The sequence below is a fragment of the Asticcacaulis sp. W401b genome (assembly GCF_046503825.1).
GTDB lineage: Bacteria > Pseudomonadota > Alphaproteobacteria > Caulobacterales > Caulobacteraceae > Asticcacaulis.
Window position 1 is genome coordinate 1 of the sequence record NZ_JBKFEE010000065.1, and the last position, 566, is coordinate 566.

Annotated in this window: 1 protein-coding gene; it reads left to right on the top strand. The window is 56.0% G+C overall.

The genetic code is table 11. The features are described from left to right. The coding region (locus ACK8OE_RS20905; protein WP_410274236.1) for a transposase at positions 1 to 504 on the top strand (504 nt) is incomplete at its 5' end. Positions 505 to 566: the final 62 nt, after the last annotated feature.

The following is a 566-nucleotide window of genomic DNA, read 5'->3' on the forward strand; positions in this document are numbered from 1 at the left end:
CGGTTCTTCGAGCAGCTTTATCGCATCGAACGCCTGGCACACGACGAAATCCCCGGTGACAGCGAAACAAAATACGAATGCATCCGTCGCTTCCGTCAGACACATAGCGTTCCCGTTCTGACCGCCCTCAAGCAATGGCTCGATGACATCGCCCCCAAAGTTCCGCCTGACAGCAAGCTTGGGGATGCTGTCAGCTATACGCTCAACCAATGGGACTATCTGACGCGCTACGTTGAAGACGGTCAGATGCCGATCGACAACAACCTGCTCGAACGCGATATCAGGGTCTTTGCAACAGGCAGAAAGAGCTGGCTGTTTAGCGATACCGTCGAAGGCGCAAAGGCCAGCGCTATCGTTTACAGCCTCATGCTCACTTGCCGCGCCTGCGGCGTTGAGCCCCTCGCGTACCTCCGCCATGTCTTCACTGAGATGCCAAAGCGCGACAAGGACGCAGACCTCCAAGACCTCTTGCCCTTCAACTTCGCCAAACCCTCCAAACCCTAAGCCCAGCTCAACAGCGGTCTACAATCTCGGAAATCGCTACGTGCAGCGAAATGAGCGCTTAC